We start from the raw sequence: 19,997 nt of genomic DNA, 5'->3' as shown, positions 1-19,997 counted from the left end.
CGCGGGAGTCGGCTCGCGGTGTTACAATTCATTGCATTGGATCGCGTGAAAGTCACGTCCAGGCTTCGATCTCGTGAACCCGCTATACCAATTAACACTCCGAGTCCCTTTCCCCCCACCAACCCACTGCTCAACCCTATGCCCGTTGATGCCTTGCGTTTCTCGCGATCGGCCCAGGTCTTGGGCGTCTACGTCATGGCTGTCGTTCTTGGCATTCCAGCGACAGTGGCCGCTCAAACGCCGAAGGATGACGTTCAGAGCATTGCGGATTTTATCCAATCGCACTGTGTCGATTGTCACAGCGGCGCGGATGCGGAACGAGGGTTTGCGCTGGATTCCTTTGCATCATTGACAGCAGAAACACCGCGGCGAGATTGGGATACTCTCGCGTGGGAAAAGATTCTCAGTCGTATCGCGAGTGGTCAAATGCCGCCACCGGACTCGGACCGACCCAGTCAGGCGGAATATGAAGACGTCATCACCGTGATGGAGCGTCATCTGCAACGCCAAGCGGACGCGTTTCCGGATCCGGGCAATCCCGATGCGATACGGCGGTTGACCCGTCGCGAGTATCAGAACGCGATCCGCGACTTGTTATCGTTGCCGATCGACGCCTCGCAACTGCTGCCTGCGGATCCGTCCAGTGATGGTTTCGACAACATCACCGTCGGCGAACTTTCGCCGACCTTGTTGGAACGCTACATCGTGGCGGCGCAAAAGATCAGTCGGCTTGCGGTGGGGACACGTTTGGACGCTCCTGATGGTGTCATCATTCGACTGCCTGCTGATCAGACGCAAGAACATCATGTGGACGGTTTGCCGTTGGGGACACGTGGCGGAACGTTGGTGCAGCATCACTTTCCCAATCCGGGAGAATACGAAATTCAAGTTCGCTTGATGCGTGATCGTGATGAAAAAGTCGAAGGGCTCTCGGAGTCGCACGATCTGGACATCCTGATCGATCGCAAACGCGTGCATCGATTCACGCTGAAACCACCGCGAGGCAATGATCACACACACGTTGATACCGCGCTGAACGCCCGATTTACCGTCTCGGAAGGTCCTCATTGGGTCGGCGTGACGTTTCCGCAACAGCATTCTTCGTTGTTGGAAATCAAGCGTCAGCCTTTCGATGCGAGTTACAACCAGCATCGACATCCACGACGCTCGCCAGCGATCAGCGAGATTTCCATCGTCGGTCCGTTCGAAGAGAACGACACTGAGTTAGTAAAAGAGGCTGAGCAGCGAAGTTCTCCCAGTCGCGCCGCGATCTTCACCCGCTATCCCGCTGTTGCATCGGATGCCCGGGCGTGTGCCGAAGACATCGTTCGTCACCTGACTCGGCGAGCGTACCGGCGTGCGGTCACACAGGATGACTTGGTGGTCCCGATGCAGTTTTTTGATGAAACATTCCGTGCTAATTCAGCCAACGCCAGTTCAGCCAGTGCCAGTTCAGCCAGTGCCAGTTCAGCGAATACCGATTGGCGTGCCCGATTCGAATCGGGCATCCAAGTCGCTTTGTCGAGCATCTTGGTCAACCCGCACTTTCTGTTTCGTATCGAGCGGGAACATGAGCGGGACAACGAAGAAGACGGCAGTCAGCTTGCCCATCCCATCAGCAATTTTGAGTTGGCCTCGCGACTTTCGTTCTTTTTGTGGAGCAGTTTGCCCGACGATGAGTTGTTGGACTTGGCCGAGCAGGGAGAGCTGCATCGACCGGAGAGATTGAATCAGCAAGTCATGCGAATGTTGACCGACTCACGCAGCGATGCGTTGATCCATGACTTCGCCGATCAGTGGCTGTATCTACGAAACTTGCCGACGATCACGCCCGATTTGCGGTTGTTTCCTGATTTCGACAACAATTTGCGTGATGCGTTTGGCGAAGAAACGCGGCAGTTGTTTGCTGACGTGGTTCGTCGAGACGCCAGTGTATTGGAATTGATTCACTGCGATCACACGTTTCTCAATCAACGGCTTGCCAAGCACTATGGGATTTCGGGTGTGACCGGCAGCCATTTTCGTCGTGTTGATTTGCCGCCGGACTCTCATCGTGGAGGGCTCTTGCGGCATGGCAGCATCTTGATGGCGACGTCTTATGCCACGCGAACGTCGCCCACGATCCGCGGCAATTGGGTCCTGGAAAACATACTGGGCACGCCGCCACCACCGCCACCACCGAACGTGCCGGCCCTGAAGGAAAAGACTGCCGGTGTCGCTCTGTCGGTGCGAGAGCGATTGCAGCAGCATCGGGCCGATCCGGCTTGTGCGAGTTGTCATGATTTGATCGACCCGGTCGGCTTTGCGTTGGATCAGTATGATGCCATCGGCCGATGGAGGTACTTGGAGGGCGACGTGAAGGTCGACAGTTTGGGACGATTGCCGGATGGTCTGGCGGTCGACGGAATTGATGAATTGGAAGCAGGAATTCTGCGGCGGCCGGAGATGTTTGTCGGTACGATGGTGAGAAAGCTGATGACGTTTGGTCTGGGGCGACCGATCCGTCACCAGGACGGGCCAGCCGTTCGGCAGATCGTCGACGCTGCTGCCAAGGATGACTTTCGCTTTTCGTCGATCGTCTCAGCGATCGTCAGCAGCCAACCGTTTTTGATGAGGAGCACACAGTGATCATTCGACGCAAACCCCTGTCTCGACGAACATTGCTGCGTGGCGTTGGCGCCGCGGTTGCTCTGCCGCTGCTCGATGCGATGGTTCCGTCGTCTGCATCCGCCGGATTGACGACGGGCACGGAGGCCATCAAGCGGATCGGCTACATCTATGTTCCGATGGGATTTCATTCAGCGGCGTGGACTCCGCAGGGTGACAGCCTGGACGAGTTGCCGTCGAGTCTTCAGCCACTGGATGCCGTCAAGCAGCACGTGAATGTCTTGACGGGCATGGACCTTCAGAATGCGTATCCCGGTTCACATGCCACCTCGAACTCGGCATTCCTCAGTGCGGCGCGTGCAAAGCTGACCGAGAGCACCGACTATTACCTCGGGACCACCGTCGATCAAGTCGCCGCAAAGCAACTCGGCCAGCAGACCCAATTACCCTCGTTGGAATTGGCGATGGACACGGCGAACACGGTCGGGCAATGCGACAATGGGTACGCTTGTGTCTATCAAAACAACCTCTCGTGGTCGTCGCCGACGACACCGCTGCCATCGGAAGCACACCCGCGATTGGTATTTGAAACACTCTTTGGCGAAGGCGGAACCGCTGAGCAACGACGTCAGGCATTGATTCGTCGCAGCAGTCTGCTCGACAGCGTGACCTTGGAGATGAAACGGCTGCGGAGTGAGTTGGGGGCAAGCGATCGCAACCAGATCGACGAGTATCTGACGAATATCCGCGAAGTGGAGCGTCGGATTGATTTAGCTCAAGGTTCAGCGGCCGATCATGATTTGCCGGATTTGGATCGTCCAGTTGGTGTGCCAGCCAAGTACGCGGATCATGCGCGGCTGATGTTTGACTTGCAACTGTTGGCTTTCCAAGGAGACATCACACGCGTGGTCACATTTCAGTTGGCACGCGAAGCCAGCACACGGACGTATCCCGAGATCGGCGTGCCCGATCCACACCATCCGGTGACCCACCACGGGAACAATCCTGAAAAGCTGGCCAAGGTTGCCAAGATCAACCAGTTCCACGTCTCGCTGTTTGCCGAATTCTTGGAGAAGCTCAGTAAGGTGTCCGAGGGTAACGAAACGCTATTGGATCATTCGGTGTTCTTGTACGGTAGCGGCATGGGCAATCCAGACGCTCACGATCACACCAATCTGCCGATCCTGGTTGCCGGCGGTGCCGCCGGCAACTTGGCAGGCGGTCGTCACATTCGTTTTGACCAGCCGATGCCGCTATCGAATCTGCATCTGACGCTGTTGAACAAAGTCGGCGTGCCGTTGGAGACGTTTGCTGACAGCACGGGGACAATTGAACACTTGTTCGATCCCGTCACGCTGTGACGTGATCACTGATCGAATGGAGCCCCAGGTCACGTGCGATCTTGCCGATGGTTCCGCGAGCGTCCGCGATTTCCTTGGCCGTCGAGGCGTGTTGGTACTCCATTTCTTCGCTCAATTTCCAAGCTCCATGGGGAGTCAGCAAGGCAATCACGCGTGAGAATGTTTCCGTCGAGGTGCGTTGCATAGCAATGGCGAGCGTGCCGATGTCGATGTGACGCAGCAAGGTAGCCAGTTGCTTGTCGTTGAGGTGAACAATCTCTGAGAACAAGAACACTTGCGGAGCGACCCTCGGCAGCAGTTCGGGATCGTCGACGGAAAGCCGACGCAGCATCCGTTGTTTGGTCGGTTCGTCGCAATAGCCAAGAATGTTGGCCAAGTGTGCGGAATTGGACCGGTCCAGCTCACGCTGGCGTTTTGCAGACTGAATTTTTTCGGAGAGTCCGGCGAGCAAGCAGAGTGACGTTTGCCGGTCTAGACGTTTCAGCTGGCTGAGTTCACGAATCACCTGGATTCGCTTGGGAATGCTCCATTCCCGCAGGACTGCGTTGGTGATTGTCGCGGGAGCCAAGGACAATGCCGCGGCGATGAGATTCGGTGGCTCGTCAACGAGGGTCTCGGCAAGGATTCGGATATCGTCTCGGGAGCATGTCGATACCGGAACGGCAGCTCGCGTTGCCGGCCGAGCTGTGGGTGAGGGTCGGGAAAGGGTGGTCAACGATCGGCCCCTGATTGGGCATGGAGACGTTTTCTTCACGGTTTCACACGAGCCGCTGTGATGGCACCGGTAGACGTGAGCAGCTAGCGTGTAATTATCGGTCGTTGCGGCGGTGTAGCTGAGTGTTTTCTCCGCGTCCCGGTCGCAAATCGGAGTGGAAACGGATAAGCTGGGGGAAAAGATGCACAAGATTCGAGGTCAAATGGACCTCTGTTTTCCTTCAATCCTCACACCAAAGCTTGCGGCCCGACGCTATGGGGCAGTTTCATTTTGATGTCCCTCAAAGCGTGGGCGAATGGTTCGGGCAATCCCTATGGGGTGACGCGTACATATGTGGCATTGAAGGTGTGCCATGGCAATCGCACAGCAAGTTCGACGGTTCACGTTTGACCGTCTCGCGAGCAATCGCGTCTTCTGGCAAACTGTATCTGGCGTGTCCGATGCCCGGTCTTGGTTACCGCACCTTGAACACCTGCAGTCTGCAACCGCTGGATACGCCGCACAACCTGCCGTTGGAATTGGCTCGAGGCAGTTGTTACCGTGCGAGATCGCAGTCGGACATCTGGGAGCGATCGGGGCTGACGCTGAGCGACCGATTCAAAGAGTGTTTGTCGGCGGGTTCGTCATTGTTCTTGGACGCCGCACAAAAACGTGCCGACCCGGAAGGCTCTGCCGAATTGGCGGTGAAAGCGATTGAGATGCTGGAGCAAGCCATCATCGACTTGGGCGAGTCCTATGCGGTGCAGTCGATCTCTTACCGCAAGCAACACGAGCCACAGATCGGAACGCTTTTGGCCAGTTCCGTCGTTCCTCCATCGCCCGCATCGTCAACGCACGCGTCGCAGTTTTGTGCGGCCTTTAACTCTGCCGCGATCCGCATCAACTGGTCGGACATTGAAACCGACTCGGGGCGGTTTGACTTTGATAACGTTGAGACGACCTTTCAGTGGTGCGCGAGCAATGGATTGCGAGTACTGGCCGGTCCACTGATTGATTTTCGCAGCAAGCTGATGCCGCATTGGTTGTATCTGTTGGAAGATGATTTCAATGGGTTTCTCAACGCGGTTGCTCAGTTTGTTCAGCGAGTCGTTTCACGGTTTCGTGGTTCGGTTCAGCTGTGGAATTGCGCCGCCGGTTTGAATACGCCGGGGCCATTGGACTTGGATGACGAACAAGTCATGCGATTGGCGGTGACGATTTTGCAGACCGTCCGCCGCAATGATCCCAAGACGCCTGCGATTGTGTCGTTCGACCAGCCGTTCGGTGAATACTTGGCCAAGCATCGTGACGGGATCTCTCCGATGCATTTTGCCGACGCGTTGGCGCGAAGTGGATTGGGGATGGTCGGTTTGGGGCTGGATATTCGACTGAACTATCGAACCGATGCGACGCTGCCCAGATCCGCAGTCGATTTTGGGCACATGATCGATCGCTGGTCGACATTGGGCATGCCGCTGCTGGTACAGCTTTCCTCACCGGGCGAGCACGGCCCAGATCCGGGGGCCGCCGCTCCCCAGGAAACGTTGCGTACCCGGTTTGATTCGCCGGATCTGGGGTCCGATCAGCTCCGCGTTGTCGCACCACTGATTCGGACGTTGCTGGCAAAGCATATTGTGCACGGAATCGTTTGGGATGGCTGGTCAGACGCGGTGCCACACACGCAAAGTCATTCCGGATTGATTGATTCCCGGGGAACTCCTCGCCCGCTTTTGGAGTATCTTGTTCGTCTGAGACGTGATTTCCTGGTGTGAGAGATAAGATGAAAAATCATATGAAACGGACCCTGTTTTTGCTGACGTTGGTTTGTTTGTGCAGTGTGAATCTGGGCGGCTTGCAAACCAGCGCGGCCGATCCGCCTAATGCGAAGTCGGATGAGGGGAAAGCCGCAGCCGAGACGATTCAGCCGATCGGCAATGTTGAGAAAGTTCACGACGGATTTGCCTTTACCGAAGGCCCGGCGTGGGAACCCTCCGGCACGCTCTACTTCAGCGACATTCCCAACACGACGATTCACCGTCTGGCTGCCGACGACACGCTGTCTGTTTTCACAAAACAGTCGGCGCACACCAACGGCATGCTGCTGACCGCCGACGGTCGCTTGTTGGCTTGTCAGATGGATGGGCAGGTCGTTGCGTATGACACCGAGAGTGGCAAAGCGACGGTACTGGCCAAGGAGTACGATGGCAAGCGATTCAATGCGCCCAATGATTTGGTACTCGACGCATCGGGCGGGATTTACTTCACCGACCCTCTCTTTCGTGCTCCCACCCCGCTGCCTCAAACCATCCAAGCCGTCTACTACATTGCGGCGGACGGCACGGTCAGTCGAGTGACTCAGGACATCGCCGCGCCCAATGGAATCGGACTGTCGCCTGATGGCAAACATTTGTACGTCTGCCCGAGTCAGCAAGCAGAGATGTTGGTGTATGACGTCAGCGGCCCGGGCAAGTTATCCCAGCCGCGAACGTTTTGCGCCGTGAAACAACCGGTGGGGATGAAAGACACCGGTGCTGACGGGATTGTTTTGGACGAGCAAGGCAACGTTTACATCACGACTCACATCGGCGTGCAGATCTTTTCACCCGGCGGAGATGCGGTTGGATTGGTCGAGTTTCCGGAGCAGCCAGCCAACGTGACTTTCGGCGGAGCCGATCGAAAAACCATGTACGTCACGGCCCGCACGGGACTCTATCGCGTCGCCATGCCGATCGCGGGATTGAAGCCCAACTGATTGCTGTTGGGCGGCGTGCATTGCGAACACGCCTGCGCAGATCAGCCGCCACGCGATAGAGAGCGTCCAGCTTAGAAAGTTGATCGCATCAGCCATTTTTCTCGTCTTTACTAGCACGAAGCGCAAGCGAGTGAATCGTCTTTTTGTGCTTCTATTCACTCGCTTGCGCGTCGTGCTGGTATTTTGCTTGAAATTCAACGTGAAACCATGCGTTCTAAGCGGGACGCTACGCGATAGCGGCTGATGAATAATCCGGGCTAGCGCACTCCGGCTGATGCAATATCCATGCTAAGCGGGACGCTCTCGATAGAGCGCGGTTGATGAAAAATCCGCGTCTAATACGCTTTTGCAAAGATCGCCTTCTTTGCTGCGGGTTTGCCGGTCGCGAAACAGGTGCCCGGTTCGTCGTTGCCCTCGCGTGGGATGCAACGGATCGTCACCTTCAATTCCTTGAGCAACGGCTGCAGGGAGTCTTCGTCGGCAAAGTGGCAGTGGGCAAAGCCACCGTGAATCTCGTGTGATTCGGGGTCGTCGGTCGCAAAGAAGGCTCGAAAATCGGCTTCGTTGTCGATCGATACCGAGTGATCCGCACGCAGTTGGGCGGCCTTGTTGTAGAGTTGGTTTTGGATGTCACCCAGGATGGTGCCGATGGTGGCGACCAATTCGTCGCGACCGATCGGCGAGCTTTTAGGTTGATCGCGACGTCCCATGAATGCGGATCGTTTCTCGATGTCTTTGGGACCGATTTCCAGGCGGATCGGGACGCCGCGTTTGACATGGTGCCACTTCTTTTCACCGCCACGCAAGTCACGGTCGTCGATTTCGACGCGGACCGGAGCGTCGTTGAACCGTTGGTTAGCCAGTTCGTCGCGTAGCGAATGGATGTACTCCATCACTTCGGCGCGTTGCTCGTCTTTGTAGATCGGCAGGATGATCACATGACAGGGAGCGAGTTTGGGTGGCAGCACCAATCCGTCATCGTCCGCATGGGTCATGATCAACGCGCCGATCAAACGTGTTGAAACGCCCCAACTGGTTGTCCAGGCATACTCGCGATCGCCGGATTCACTTTGAAAGACGATTTCTTGGGCGCGGGAAAAGTTCTGGCCCAGGAAGTGACTGGTTCCCGCTTGCAGGGCTTTGCGATCCTGCATCATGGCTTCGATTGTCATCGTGTCGACAGCGCCCGGGAAGCGTTCTCCGGGGGTCTTGCTACCGATCGTCACGGGCATGGCCATCCAGTTTTCGGCAAAGTCCGCGTAGACATCGATCATCCGCTGTGTCTCTTCGATCGCCTCGGCTTCGGTCGCGTGAACCGTGTGTCCTTCTTGCCAAAGGAACTCGGCGGTGCGCAGGAACATGCGAGTCCTGAGTTCCCAACGCATCACGTTGGCCCATTGATTGATCAGGATCGGCAAGTCGCGATAGCTCTGAACCCATTTGGCATAAGTCGCGCCGATGATCGTTTCGCTGGTCGGTCGGATGATCAGTGGTTCGTCGAGTTTGCCGGCAGGACGTAGACCGCCGTTGGGATCGGGTTCCAAGCGGTGATGGGTCACGACCGCGCATTCTTTGGCAAAACCTTCCACGTGCTCGGCTTCCTTTTCCAGAAAGCTCATCGGGATCAACAGCGGGAAATAGGCATTTTGGTGACCGGTGGCTTTGAACATGTCGTCCAAGGCACGCTGCATGTTTTCCCACAGACGATAACCCCAAGGTTTAATCACCATGCATCCGCGAACCGGCGAATTCTCGGCCATGTCAGCGGCACGGATAACTTGCTGGTACCACTCCGGGTAATCTTCGGCGCGGGTCGGGGAAATGGCGTTCTGAGGTGCTTTGGCCATGTGAGGATTCAGAGTGGGGGTAATTGGAGTGAGGGGTAGTGACGGGAATGGCCGTTCAGACCCCAAGTTGATTCCGGTTGCCGTTCAATCGCCGACGAGAGACGTGCAGCGGGCATCCGCAGATTGTGGGGGACGCGACGGAGTTGCCAAGCCCTGGTCGAAAAGAGCGGATGCCACGCTCGATCATGCGGCACGCTGAAATGAGTGCGAAGCGGCGGTTTTGTCGGCGTCGCGTGGGGCTCGCTGTTGGGACGCTTGCTCGGGCAATACTTGTCCCTGCGACCGACGGGCCACCAAAGCGACCGCGCGTTTGGCTTCGTCGATCTCGTTCAACCGCAGGTCGCCCAAGTGCCGCATCCCCTGGCGAACTTTTTTGGCCTGCCGCCGAGGCAACTGCGCCAGAGCTCGTTCGGCGGCCTCATTCGGGAGTCCACACAAAGTCAAAAACGCGTGCCGTGTGGAAACCAGCCCGAGCGACTTGCAAAGGTGGCTCACTGGCAAGTGCAGCAGCATGGCATCAATCCGCTCGATCGGCATGGAGTCGATTTCGTTGCCAGAATTGTTCGCCCTAGTGTCGCTTGTACGGGCTGGATCGTCGTAGTCGTCAGCGTCTGACGCCGGTGAGCGGTATTGGCTGGAGCGTTCCTGGAATGACTCGGCGCCGTACCCTGAGGCTGGATGTCGTCGTGTTGCGGTTTCAGAATCGGCTGTGCCTCGGTAAACGCTCAATACGGGATTTTGGGAGGCAAGCGAATGATCGGGGGCCATCCTTGCAGCACGCACTGTGGAGCTGGCCTCTTCACCAAGAGGCAATGTATTGGTGCGCAACGAATTGGATGCCAAGGCGTCGGAGGGCAACGCATCCATGATGGCTTGCAACGTTTGGCGTCCGATCGCGAAGGGAGTTTCTGCATCGACGCCCAAACGCAATCGAAGTTGTTGAGAAATCTCATCCAGCGTCTCTTTGGCAACTTCGCTGAGTCGGCCGATGCGACTGAGCGTTTCCGTTTGCAGAGATCCAGGCAATTCCGACAAGACACCTGCGGCTTGTTGGGGTGAAATCGATGCCAACACGACAGAGATGGTTTGCGGATGCTCGTCCAGGAGCAGTTTGGCGAGTTGGTTGTTCGCGTAACCGGCGAGAAAAGCCAGTGGGGAATCATCCGCTTGGCCGTCGTTCTGGTTTGAGATGCCGTCGTTTGATTCGGCAGTTGGCTCGAACTGGTAAGCGCGGAGTGGGTCGTAGCTTTTTCGATTGACTTTGCGGTAACGCGACGCTCCCAAGGAGATCTCGTCTTGGATTTCAGACTCGACGTCGCCGAATCCGTCTGCTTCGTCACCGAAATCTTCACGCAACTGATTCAGGACCCGGAACTGCTCCATCGGGTCGACATCGTCCAGTGTTGCCAGCATCGACAAAATGCGATCACGGATCGCGTCTGAAAGTCGTTCCAGAAGCGATTCGTGCGTGTGCTCGGGCAGCGAATGGAGCAAGATTGCGATTCGCCGAATCGCCGATTCAGAATCTTGCGTCGTGGTCACGTCGGAGGCCTGGATGGTGAGAGGTTTGTTTCTCATTTGTAGAGTCCTGGCTTATAGAAAAACCTTTCACAGCCCGAAAGAGAGATCCCTGATCGTCCGCCTCGATGAGACTTGCCATCAGAAATGCTAGCACTGGACGCGATGTCTCTCATCCTTGGATTCGTCTTGGGCGGCATCAGAACCCTCGCATTCGTCATTTCGTGACCTTGTACGGACATGGTGCGGGGCAATCCACGTCTGTTATCCCTCACTGAGGTTGTGGCAACCTAGCGTTTCTCGGACGAGAAAGCACATCGGAGAGATTCTCCAAACCGTGATCTAGGATTGAGTCTCGAACTGATTTCAAGGACGGATCGATGGAACAGCCTTTGTTCCAGAAACAACGTCCTTGTTTATCGGCACTCGCAAATGCGTTCCGCGTCCCGTCAGAACTCCAACCGGCAATCATCACCGCGACGCAACGGCGTTGCAGCGGTTGAGCTGGCGATTTGCTTGCCCGTCCTGGTCACGTTGATGCTGGCGACGATCGAAGCGTGCACGATGTATCACGTGCAACAGACGCTGAAGATCACGGCGTATGAAGGCGCGCGTGTCGGTACCGTCCCCGGAGCCACATCGACGAACGTTGAATTCCAATGTGGCAACATTCTCGACGATCACGGAGTCAGCGGCTACGCGATCACGATGGATCCGGCCGACCCGAGCACGTTGGGCGAAGGCGACTATTTGACCGTGACCGCATCCGCCGCCTTTGCCGACAACGCTCTCATTGGCGGATGGTTTTATCAAGGCATGACTCTCAGTCGATCGGTAGCTCTTCGCAATGACTGAACTGCAACGCGTGCAAAACCGTCATGGCGTGACGATGGTGCTGATCGTTATCTTGTTGCCTGCTCTATTTGCATTGGCGGCATTTGCCATCAACGTATCACAGATGGAGTCCGTCGGAACCGAAGTTCAAATTGCGGCGGACGCTGCAGCCCGAGCGGCGGGCAAGGTCTACGCGATCACTGGCGATGAATCGCTTGCCCTGCAAGCGGCCCAAGAAGCAGCAGCAAAGAATCCGGTCGGTGGTTTTGTGGTCCCCATCGCAAGCACGGACCTTGAGTTCGGCATCAGTGATCGAGCAAGTTCTGGTGACGCTTACTCCTTCGTTCCGGCAGCTCAGGGCAATGCGGTGCGTCTGACCACGCGAACTTTGGCAACGAGCAGCTCTGGAATCAAACCGGTCTTTCCCTTCTTCGGTTCCTCTTTTGATATTCGCCCGGAGCGAGTTGCTGTCAGCACACAAGGCGTGATTGATATTGCGTTGGTTGTCGATCGCAGCGGCTCGATGGCATACAGTTCTTGGGAGACAGCCGCCTACCCACCCAAACCCCATTCCGCTCCCTACGGATGGGATTTCGGTGACACCGTTCCAAATCATGCCAGGTGGCTCGACCTGTTGGGCAGCGTTCAAACCTTCATCGGCGAACTGAACACAACTCCGACCAAAGAGTTGATGTCGCTGACCATGTACAACCACAACGCTGCCACGGCGCAGCCCTTGACCGACGAGTATCAATTGGTAGTTGATCAGTTGGGCTTGGTCTCACAAGGGTTCGATGCCGGAGGCACCAATATCGGCGGTGGGATGCAATCGGGACTCAACTCACTCAGGGACCCCGCGTTTGCTAGGCCAGAAGCGTCCAAAGTTATCTTGCTGATGACCGACGGAGTGCATAACTACGGCACCAATCCGTTGTGGGCTGCGGACAGCGTCGCTGACGCCGGGGTAACGCTATTCGCCGTCACATTCAGCAACGAAGCCGATCAAGTGTTGATGCAACAAGTGGCAGAAAAATGTGGCGGAGAGCATTTCCATGCGATCAATGCAACCCAATTGCAAGATGCGTTTCGGCAAATCGCTCGTCGGCTACCCACCTTGTTGACCCAGTAGGCCTACGAGGAATCAACCATGGCGACCCCAAGATCCATACGGACCGCTTCAGCCCGTCATCGCGATGCAAACGACGCGTTGCACGGTCGCGATTACTCGAGTCGCCAGGGTGCCACCGCCGTTGAGTTCGCACTCATTCTTGTTGTCTTGGTAATGTTGGTTTTCGGCGGGATTGAAATCACTCGTATCAGCATGCTGAGGCACACCCTGAATCACGCCGCCTACTTGGCCGCCCGCGACGCGATTGTCCCTGGGGCGAAAGCGTCCGATGTGCAGCAACGTGCGGAGAATCATCTGGCGACCATCGGAGTCAATCATGGCGTGGTCACGCTCAATCCGGCAACGATCGACGAGAACACCAAGTTGGTCGAAGTCACGGTGACAGCACCGACAGCCAGCAATTCGTTGGTCATTCCGCAGTTCGTCTCAGGCGAATTGCGAGGACGCAGCCGGATGATGACCGAGCGGGCTCCGATGCAAATGTCGGCAAATTTGCCAGAGCCACCGCCACCTCCTCCACCACCGCCCAGCCCGGATCCACCTCCCAGTCCCGTCCCGCCACCAAGCCCTGATCCGCCACCGGTGCCCTCGCCTCCGCCGCCACCACCGCCGCCACCACCGCCGCCACCGATGCTGTAGGTGAGTGGAGAGATCGCAAGTTGGGCGACTTGATTTGGGTTAAGATGTGGGGGATTCCCCAAACGCTTCCCCTCCCAGCAAGATCTTGACATGCATCGAAATACATCCAAAGCATTCTTGGTTGCGTGCCTTTTTTTGACTTTGATTCTGACGCCTGCGGCATTCCATCGCGATCTTCTGTGCGCCGCAGAGGCTGACTCCTCACAACGCCCCAATATCTTGTGGCTGACCTGTGAAGACAACAACGTCAATTGGGTCGGGTGTTACGGCAACCCATACGCCGAGACGCCCCGCATCGACGCGTTGGCGACCGAGGGATTTCAGTACATGCACTGTTATTCAAACGCTCCCGTTTGTGCTCCCTCTCGTAGCACTTGGATCACCGGTGTCCACGCGATCTCGATGGGCACGCATCCGATGCGTAGCCGAAACGAGATTCCACACGATCGCATTCGATACTATCCGGACTTGCTCAAAGAAGCCGGATACTTTGTCGGCAATGAAAAGAAGACGGACTACAACATCGGAGGCCGTCCTGACACGGAGGCCTGGGACACCAACAAAGCGGATTGGCAAGAGCTGAAACAAAAGCAACCGTTCTTTATGGTCATCAACAGCACGTTGTCTCATGAGTCCAAAGCGTTCGGCGATGTTGATCATACGACGCACAGCCCCGACGACGTTCGATTGGCAAAATATCATCCGGACATTCCAGACATCCGCAAGAACTACGCCCACTACCACGACCAGATGAAAAAGATGGACGCTGAGATCGGAGCGTCACTGGATGCGTTGGAGGCCGCCGGATTGGCTGAGAACACGATTGTCGTTCACAATTCGGACCACGGTGGTGTGATCGCGCGCAGCAAGCGTTTTCTGTTCAACAGCGGAACGCATTGCCCCTTGATCATTCGCATCCCCGAAAAGTTCAAGCACTTGCGGCCGGGCGATCCTGGGAGCAAAGTTCACGATTTGGTGAGCTTCATCGACATGACCAAGACGTGGTTGAATCTATGCGGCGCGCAGACGCCGGACTACTTACAGGGACGCGTGTTCCTGGGACCAGACAAAGCGTCACGCGACTATCACGTCAGTTTCCGTACTCGAATGGACGAGCGATGTGACAACGTTCGCGCGATTCGCGACACACGTTTCTTGTACATTCGCAACTACATGCCCTATGCCCCTTGGGGACAACACCTCAACTATCTGTGGAACATGCGCGCGACGCAGGCTTGGCAAGAGCATTACTTGGCGGGCAAGACAGATTCGGTCACGGGACGCTTCTTCGGCACCAAACCACCCGCAGAACTTTATGACACGTCCGTCGATCCGGACAACGTCAACAACTTGGTCGACGATCCGAAATATGCCGCAGAAGTTGAGCGTTTGAGCAAGGCTCTGGACGCGTGGCAACTCGAACACTTTGACTCTGGGCTGATCCCCGAGAGCGAAATGCTGAAACGGGTAGAACAAAGCGGCAAGATGATCTACGACATCGTTCGCGATCCCAGCTTGTATGACGTCAAGGCGTACCAGCAAGCCGCAGCCGCCGCGTTGGCAATCGATCCGCAGAATCGTGCCAAGTTTTATCAGGATCTACAGCACACGGACTCCGGAGTTCGCTACTGGGCGATCGTCGGATGCTTTCTGTTGCCGCAGAAAGCGGATTTGGACATGGAGGTCATTCGAAAATCACTTGACGACGAGAGTGATCACGTCCGCGCGATGGCCGCATGGATTCTGTATCGCAGCGGAGACCAAGACGCCGCTCAGGCGTGTTGGAACGAGATGTTGCGTGAAAGCTCGTACGCATCGCTCAAGATCTTTAACATCATCGACTGGATCGGCAACGGGACACAGCCATACGAAGAAGCCATGGCGGCGTGCCAATACAGCCACGGCGGCTACGTCGATCGGATGAAGGAGTACATGAAGATCAGCAGCAAGCCGCCGGCAAAAACGAAGGGCAAGTCGAAAGCCAAGGCGAACTGAGAGTGTCGTTGACTCTTTGCGGTCGTTGACTCTTTGCGATTGGGATGCTCAGTGAACAACAGCCGTCATGGCCAATTGGCCGAGCGGCCTTCGACAAATGCACGGATGCCTTCGTTAGCGGCGTCGGTGGTACAGGCCGCGGCGCTGTCGGCGGCGACGGCCGAGAGTTGCGTCAACAAGGCTTCTCCGACACTTTCGTTGAGCACACGTTTGGTCGCTTGCAGGGCTTCCCGGGGGGCTTGGCCGCATCGCTGTGCCCACCGATTTGCCGCGACCCAAACTTGCGATGAGTCGACGACCTCACTGGTCAAGCCCATCGCATCGGCTTGAGCGGCACTCATCTCGGCATCGCTGAGCATCATGCGCGCTGCGATCGCTCCGCCGAATCGAAACGACATCAGGGCCGCAGTCGCGCCGCCGACCAATCCTCTTTGGACGGCGTTGGAGCTCAAGGTCGCGCGGTCGCTCATCACGAATAGGTCGCAAGCCAGCACCAGCGAGAGCCCCGCGCCGATCGCCTTTCCATCGACCGCTGCGACGATCGGTTTGGGGAAACGCAGCATCTGTTCCAGCAATTCGGTCAGTTCTTTCCAGATGGTGTGCCACTGGGCCATCGCTTCGTGTCCAGGCAATTGCGAGATTTCTGAAAAAACCTTGAGATCAACACCAGAGCAGAAATGGTCCCCGGCGGCGCTCAGCACGACCGCACCCACACGTTTTTCCTGGTGCACATCCGAGAACGCTTGTTTCAAATCCGCCACGAGTTGCGGGTTCAGCGCGTTGTGCGATTCTGGACGATCCAAGACCACCGTGGCGACGTTTTCGTGGACTTTGACGCGTACGTTCTGCATGGTTCGGAGCGGACGGTGGGCGGCCGCGAAAAAAAGGGGGAGGTTTGTAGTTTGTCCGGTCATGGTATCGTACCGCCTTGACGCACTGATCTGGACAGGACCCCACGAAAATTCAACCCCAATCATGACGCCATTTGAGCCCTTTCCCGACGTTCCGACACTGCAATCCGCCTTGGTCAACGATTTTTGTGCGTTGGCTCGCCGCTGTGTGGAGGCCAACGGGACGTTCAACGTTTCGCTCTCGGGCGGATCAACGCCCAAGGTCGTGTATGAGCGACTTCGGGACGAGGATTTGCCATGGGCCAGCATCCATTGGTTTTGGGGCGATGAACGAAATGTGCCGCATGACCACGAGGACAGCAATTGCCGGATGGTCCATCAAGCCTTGTTGGATCACGTACCTGTTCCGTCTGGAAATGTCCATCCGGTTCCGGTCCAGGTGAATGATCCCGCGGCGGCGGCCTTAGAATACGATCAAACTCTGCGCGAACATTTTGCCGGGCAACTGCCGTCTTGGGATTTGGTGTTGTTGGGGATGGGCGACGACGCTCACACGGCTTCGTTGTTTCCCGAAACACAAGCGTTGCAGTGCACCGACAGGCTGTTTGTCGAAAACTGGGTTCCGAAATTTGATGCCTTTCGTTACACGCTGTGCGCCGACGCGATCAATTCCGGACAGAACATCTGGTTTGTGATCACGGGATCGGCCAAGCAGGCCGCCATGCGTCAAGTCTTGTCAACGAATCACCAACCTCACTTGTATCCCTCTCAATTGATCAAACCGACTCAGTGGTACGTTTCGGCGGACGCGGTTCCCGCATAAGAGCCGCGGTACGCGCATAAATGCATCGTGTTGATGCCGTGCCATCGCTGTGTTGACTTTCATTTGCAACCTTTCCTTTTCATTCACACCCTCAGATGCCTCGCTACAACCCCGCAGAAATCGAACCACGTTGGCAAGCCTACTGGGACGAGAACAATACTTTTGCGACACCGGAGATGCCCGGTACCAAGAAACGCTATGTGTTGGACATGTTTCCCTATCCCAGTGGCGACGGCCTCCACGTCGGGCACCCTGAAGGCTACACGGCGACGGACATCGTCTCACGGTTCGCTCGCATGCGAGGCGAAAGCGTGCTGCACCCGATGGGATTTGACGCGTTCGGTTTGCCGGCCGAGGAGCATGCGATCAAGACCGGAGAGCATCCGCGGATTCAGACGCAACGGAACATCGACAATTTCACACGCCAATTGAAGATGCTGGGTTTCAGCTATGACTGGGACCGTGTCTTGGCGACGACCGACGAAGACTACTTTCGCTGGACGCAGAAGATCTTTTTGGTGCTCTTTGATACTTGGTTCGACGCCGAATCCCAAAAAGGGCGCCCGATCGATGAATTGCCCATCCCCGCTGAAATCAGTGCGGCGGGCAGCGATGCCGTCGAAACGTACAAGAACCAGCACCGCTTGGCCTATCAAGACGACGCGTTGGTCAACTGGTGTCAAGAGCTGGGCACGGTGTTGGCCAACGAGGAAGTCGTCGATGGCAAGAGCGAGCGTGGCGGATACCCGGTCAAACGGATCCCGCTGCGACAGTGGATGTTGCGGATCACGCACTACGCCGAACGCCTGTTGAGCGGACTGGATGATTTGGATTGGCCGACCGGGATCAAGAAACTGCAGCAGGATTGGATCGGCCGCAGCACCGGAGCTGAAGTCGACTTTTATACCGGCCCGGAATCGGAGTTTGATCGCTGGAAAGCTCAACGCAGTGAGTTGGGCTTTCCCGAACAACCCGGCGACTCCGCGTTGCGTGTCTACACGACCCGGCCGGACACCTTGTTCGGCGCCACCTACATGGTGATCTCCCCCGAACACCCGCTGGTCGACGCGTTGACCAGCCAGCAACAAGCAGCGGAGGTAGCAGCGTATCGCGAAAAAGCATCGTTCAAGAGCGACCGCGAACGCACCGAGGGCGACAAGGTCAAAACGGGTGTGTTCACCGGCTCGCACGCGATCAACCCGGTCAACGGCACACCGATCCCGATCTGGGTTGCGGATTACGTATTGGCCGGGTACGGCACGGGAGCCATCATGGCGGTCCCGGCGCACGACGAACGCGACTTTGAATTCGCGGTGCAGTTTGATTTGCCCGTCATCGCCGTGGTGGAGCCGGACGCAGATGATCCCAACCGCGATGCGATCTTGGCGGGCAAAGCGTGCTTTGCCGCACGAGGCCGCGCGATCAACAGCGGCAGATTCGACGGCAAGACGACCGACGAAGTCAAAACGGAGATCACGAGTTGGTTGAGCGAATGCGGGCAAGGCAGCGAAGCGGTCAATTACAAACTGCGTGACTGGTTGTTCAGCCGCCAGCGTTTCTGGGGCGAGCCCTTTCCGATCTTGCATGAGTTGGACGCCGACGGAAATCCGACCGGTCAAATGCGTGGCGTGCCCGACAGTGATTTGCCCGTGCGTCTGCCCGACCTGGAGGATTTCAAACCGCACGGTCGACCGGAACCGCCGTTGGCTAAGGCCGACGATGACTGGTTGTACGTCACCATCGACGGTAAGCGTTACCGCCGCGAAACCAATACGATGCCACAGTGGGCCGGCTCCTGCTGGTACTACTTGCGATACATCGATCCCAAGAACTCCGACGCATTAGTGGACCCGGAGAAAGAAAAAGCGTGGATGCCGGTCGACTTGTACGTTGGTGGAGCCGAACACGCCGTGTTGCACCTGTTGTACTCGCGGTTTTGGCATAAAGTCCTGTACGACCGTGGCTACGTCAGCACACCGGAACCCTTTGGTCGATTGGTCAATCAAGGAATGATTCTCGGGGAAGTCGAATTCACCGGATATTTTGACGAGAGCGGAAACCCAGTCTCGGCCAAGAAAACGCGAAAGAACGAACAGGGTGAGCGGGTCACGGCGGATGGATCGATCGTGGAGCTCAAACGAGTCAGCGAAGACGACGTGGAAAAGAAGGGCGAAGGGTTCGTGTTGAAGTCAGACCCGTCGATCAAAATCGAGAGCCGCGCGCACAAGATGTCCAAGAGTCGTGGCAATGTTGTCAATCCAGACGTGGTCGTCCGCGACTACGGTGCCGACGCGCTGCGACTGTATGAAATGTTCATGGGACCACTGGAAGCCACCAAGCCGTGGGCGATGGCCGGTGTCGGGGGAGTACGCAGTTTTCTGGATCGCGTTTGGCGAATGGTCGTCGACGATCGCGAAGATGAGTTCACGCTGCAATCAGCGTTGACCGATGAGCCTTGCGACGATGAACAGAATCGCGTGTTGAACTTGACCATCAAGAAGGTCACCGAAGACACCGACGCGATGAGCTTTAACACCGCGATCGCTCGGATGATGGAGTTCACCAACCATTTCACACGCTGCGAACAGCGACCCAAGTCGGCGATGCGAACTTTCCTGATCCTGTTGTCGCCCTACGCACCACACTTGGCGGAGGAGCTTTGGCGTGCTTTGGGAGGAACCGAGTCGATCTCCTTGGAGGCTTGGCCGCAATGGGACGAAGCCGCATTGGTCCAGGAGACGATCGAAGTTCCGGTGCAGGTCAACGGCAAGGTGAAGGCCAAGATCCATGTCCCGCCAGAGGCCGGAAAAGACGCAATGATGGAAGCTGCCTTGGCGGACCAGCGTGTCCAGTCACTGCTGGAGGGCAAGCAGATTGTAAAACAAATCGCGGTGCCCGGTCGCTTGGTGAATTTCGTGGTCAAATAAGGATGCCAATGGTTTCCCGG

General features: G+C 56.8%; 14 protein-coding genes and 1 pseudogene. 10 read left to right on the top strand and 5 right to left on the bottom strand.

Going from position 1 to position 19,997, the window contains the following annotated elements; genetic code table 11:
* Window positions 1–138 precede the first annotated feature (138 nt).
* Together Pla52nx_RS20415 and Pla52nx_RS20410 are read left to right on the top strand one after the other, a co-directional pair.
* Window positions 139–2,628 carry a DUF1592 domain-containing protein gene (locus Pla52nx_RS20415; RefSeq protein WP_146520912.1) on the top strand — a complete coding sequence of 830 codons (2,490 nt, stop codon included), beginning with the start codon at window positions 139–141 and terminating at the stop codon, window positions 2,626–2,628.
* The gene (locus Pla52nx_RS20410; RefSeq protein WP_231742075.1) at window positions 2,625–3,968 is read left to right on the top strand and encodes a DUF1552 domain-containing protein; all 1,344 of its coding nucleotides are present in this window, start codon (window positions 2,625–2,627) and stop codon (window positions 3,966–3,968) included. Before Pla52nx_RS20415 ends, Pla52nx_RS20410 begins: the two co-directional genes overlap by 4 nt.
* On the opposite strand, the gene Pla52nx_RS20405 is transcribed toward Pla52nx_RS20410, so the two are convergent.
* Complete coding sequence (locus Pla52nx_RS20405; protein ID WP_146520913.1) at window positions 3,958–4,683, bottom strand: FliG C-terminal domain-containing protein; 726 nt, start codon at window positions 4,681–4,683, stop codon at window positions 3,958–3,960. The genes Pla52nx_RS20410 and Pla52nx_RS20405 overlap by 11 nt on opposite strands.
* A gap of 254 nt (window positions 4,684–4,937) precedes the next feature.
* Here Pla52nx_RS20405 and Pla52nx_RS20400 point away from each other — a divergent pair, with 254 nt between their 5' ends.
* Both Pla52nx_RS20400 and Pla52nx_RS20395 read left to right on the top strand, forming a co-directional pair.
* Window positions 4,938–6,434 (top strand): endo-1,4-beta-xylanase, encoded by a 1,497-nt coding sequence (locus tag Pla52nx_RS20400; RefSeq protein ID WP_146521280.1) that lies wholly within the window; start codon window positions 4,938–4,940, stop codon window positions 6,432–6,434.
* Window positions 6,435–6,442: 8 nt separating this feature from the next.
* A complete protein-coding gene (locus tag Pla52nx_RS20395) occupies window positions 6,443–7,414 on the top strand; it encodes an SMP-30/gluconolactonase/LRE family protein (RefSeq protein WP_231742077.1) in 972 nt (323 codons plus the stop codon).
* A gap of 335 nt (window positions 7,415–7,749) precedes the next feature.
* On the opposite strand, the gene proS is transcribed toward Pla52nx_RS20395, so the two are convergent.
* Window positions 7,750–9,261 (bottom strand): proline--tRNA ligase, encoded by a 1,512-nt coding sequence (gene proS, locus Pla52nx_RS20390; RefSeq protein ID WP_146520914.1) that lies wholly within the window; start codon window positions 9,259–9,261, stop codon window positions 7,750–7,752.
* A gap of 183 nt (window positions 9,262–9,444) precedes the next feature.
* Window positions 9,445–10,839 (bottom strand): FliG C-terminal domain-containing protein, encoded by a 1,395-nt coding sequence (locus Pla52nx_RS20385; protein WP_146520915.1) that lies wholly within the window; start codon window positions 10,837–10,839, stop codon window positions 9,445–9,447.
* Window positions 10,840–11,211: 372 nt separating this feature from the next.
* Here Pla52nx_RS20385 and Pla52nx_RS20380 point away from each other — a divergent pair, with 372 nt between their 5' ends.
* The 3 genes and pseudogenes from Pla52nx_RS20380 to Pla52nx_RS32995 all read left to right on the top strand — a co-directional run.
* A complete protein-coding gene (locus Pla52nx_RS20380) occupies window positions 11,212–11,634 on the top strand; it encodes a TadE/TadG family type IV pilus assembly protein (RefSeq protein ID WP_146520916.1) in 423 nt (140 codons plus the stop codon).
* Window positions 11,627–12,742: a vWA domain-containing protein gene (locus tag Pla52nx_RS20375; RefSeq protein WP_146520917.1), complete on the top strand. Its 1,116-nt coding sequence runs from the start codon at window positions 11,627–11,629 to the stop codon at window positions 12,740–12,742. The genes Pla52nx_RS20380 and Pla52nx_RS20375 overlap by 8 nt, the downstream gene beginning before the upstream one ends.
* Before the next feature lie 18 nt (window positions 12,743–12,760).
* Window positions 12,761–12,919: pseudogene (locus Pla52nx_RS32995) on the top strand (TadE/TadG family type IV pilus assembly protein); the annotation flags it as partial.
* Between the two features lie 137 nt (window positions 12,920–13,056).
* On the opposite strand, the gene Pla52nx_RS20365 reads toward Pla52nx_RS32995, so the two are convergent.
* Window positions 13,057–13,473, bottom strand: coding sequence for a hypothetical protein (locus tag Pla52nx_RS20365; RefSeq protein WP_231742079.1), 417 nt, complete (start codon window positions 13,471–13,473; stop codon window positions 13,057–13,059).
* Between Pla52nx_RS20365 and Pla52nx_RS20360 the strand changes: the two genes are divergently transcribed.
* Window positions 13,472–15,376 (top strand): sulfatase-like hydrolase/transferase, encoded by a 1,905-nt coding sequence (locus tag Pla52nx_RS20360; RefSeq protein WP_146520919.1) that lies wholly within the window; start codon window positions 13,472–13,474, stop codon window positions 15,374–15,376. The genes Pla52nx_RS20365 and Pla52nx_RS20360 overlap by 2 nt on opposite strands.
* A gap of 65 nt (window positions 15,377–15,441) precedes the next feature.
* On the opposite strand, the gene Pla52nx_RS20355 is transcribed toward Pla52nx_RS20360, so the two are convergent.
* Complete coding sequence (locus tag Pla52nx_RS20355; RefSeq protein WP_146520920.1) at window positions 15,442–16,227, bottom strand: enoyl-CoA hydratase/isomerase family protein; 786 nt, start codon at window positions 16,225–16,227, stop codon at window positions 15,442–15,444.
* Window positions 16,228–16,351: 124 nt separating this feature from the next.
* On the opposite strand from Pla52nx_RS20355, the gene pgl reads away from it, so the two are divergent.
* Together pgl and leuS are read left to right on the top strand one after the other, a co-directional pair.
* Window positions 16,352–17,050 (top strand): 6-phosphogluconolactonase, encoded by a 699-nt coding sequence (gene pgl, locus Pla52nx_RS20350; protein ID WP_146520921.1) that lies wholly within the window; start codon window positions 16,352–16,354, stop codon window positions 17,048–17,050.
* A 95-nt stretch (window positions 17,051–17,145) separates the two neighbouring features.
* Window positions 17,146–19,977, top strand: coding sequence for a leucine--tRNA ligase (gene leuS, locus Pla52nx_RS20345; protein WP_146520922.1), 2,832 nt, complete (start codon window positions 17,146–17,148; stop codon window positions 19,975–19,977).
* The last annotated feature ends 20 nt before the right edge of the window (window positions 19,978–19,997 follow it).

Origin of the sequence: Stieleria varia (assembly GCF_038443385.1) — a bacterium.
GTDB classification, from domain to species: Bacteria; Planctomycetota; Planctomycetia; order Pirellulales; family Pirellulaceae; genus Stieleria; species Stieleria varia.
Note: the sequence above shows the minus strand (reverse complement) of the source record. Positions and strands in the feature narration are given on the sequence as shown.

What these genes read in the sequence shown, in the direction of transcription:
- Pla52nx_RS20415 (WP_146520912.1), top strand. Translation starts at nt 139, where the DNA reads ATGCCCGTTGATGCCTTGCGTTTCTCGCGATCGGCCCAGGTCTTGGGC.
- Pla52nx_RS20400 (WP_146521280.1), top strand. Translation starts at nt 4,938, where the DNA reads ATGGGGCAGTTTCATTTTGATGTCCCTCAAAGCGTGGGCGAATGGTTC.
- Pla52nx_RS20395 (WP_231742077.1), top strand. Translation starts at nt 6,443, where the DNA reads ATGAAAAATCATATGAAACGGACCCTGTTTTTGCTGACGTTGGTTTGT.
- proS (WP_146520914.1), bottom strand. Translation starts at nt 9,261, where the DNA reads ATGGCCAAAGCACCTCAGAACGCCATTTCCCCGACCCGCGCCGAAGAT.
- Pla52nx_RS20385 (WP_146520915.1), bottom strand. Translation starts at nt 10,839, where the DNA reads ATGAGAAACAAACCTCTCACCATCCAGGCCTCCGACGTGACCACGACG.
- Pla52nx_RS20380 (WP_146520916.1), top strand. Translation starts at nt 11,212, where the DNA reads ATGCGTTCCGCGTCCCGTCAGAACTCCAACCGGCAATCATCACCGCGA.
- Pla52nx_RS20375 (WP_146520917.1), top strand. Translation starts at nt 11,627, where the DNA reads ATGACTGAACTGCAACGCGTGCAAAACCGTCATGGCGTGACGATGGTG.
- Pla52nx_RS20360 (WP_146520919.1), top strand. Translation starts at nt 13,472, where the DNA reads ATGCATCGAAATACATCCAAAGCATTCTTGGTTGCGTGCCTTTTTTTG.
- Pla52nx_RS20365 (WP_231742079.1), bottom strand. Translation starts at nt 13,473, where the DNA reads ATGTCAAGATCTTGCTGGGAGGGGAAGCGTTTGGGGAATCCCCCACAT.
- Pla52nx_RS20355 (WP_146520920.1), bottom strand. Translation starts at nt 16,227, where the DNA reads ATGCAGAACGTACGCGTCAAAGTCCACGAAAACGTCGCCACGGTGGTC.
- pgl (WP_146520921.1), top strand. Translation starts at nt 16,352, where the DNA reads ATGACGCCATTTGAGCCCTTTCCCGACGTTCCGACACTGCAATCCGCC.
- leuS (WP_146520922.1), top strand. Translation starts at nt 17,146, where the DNA reads ATGCCTCGCTACAACCCCGCAGAAATCGAACCACGTTGGCAAGCCTAC.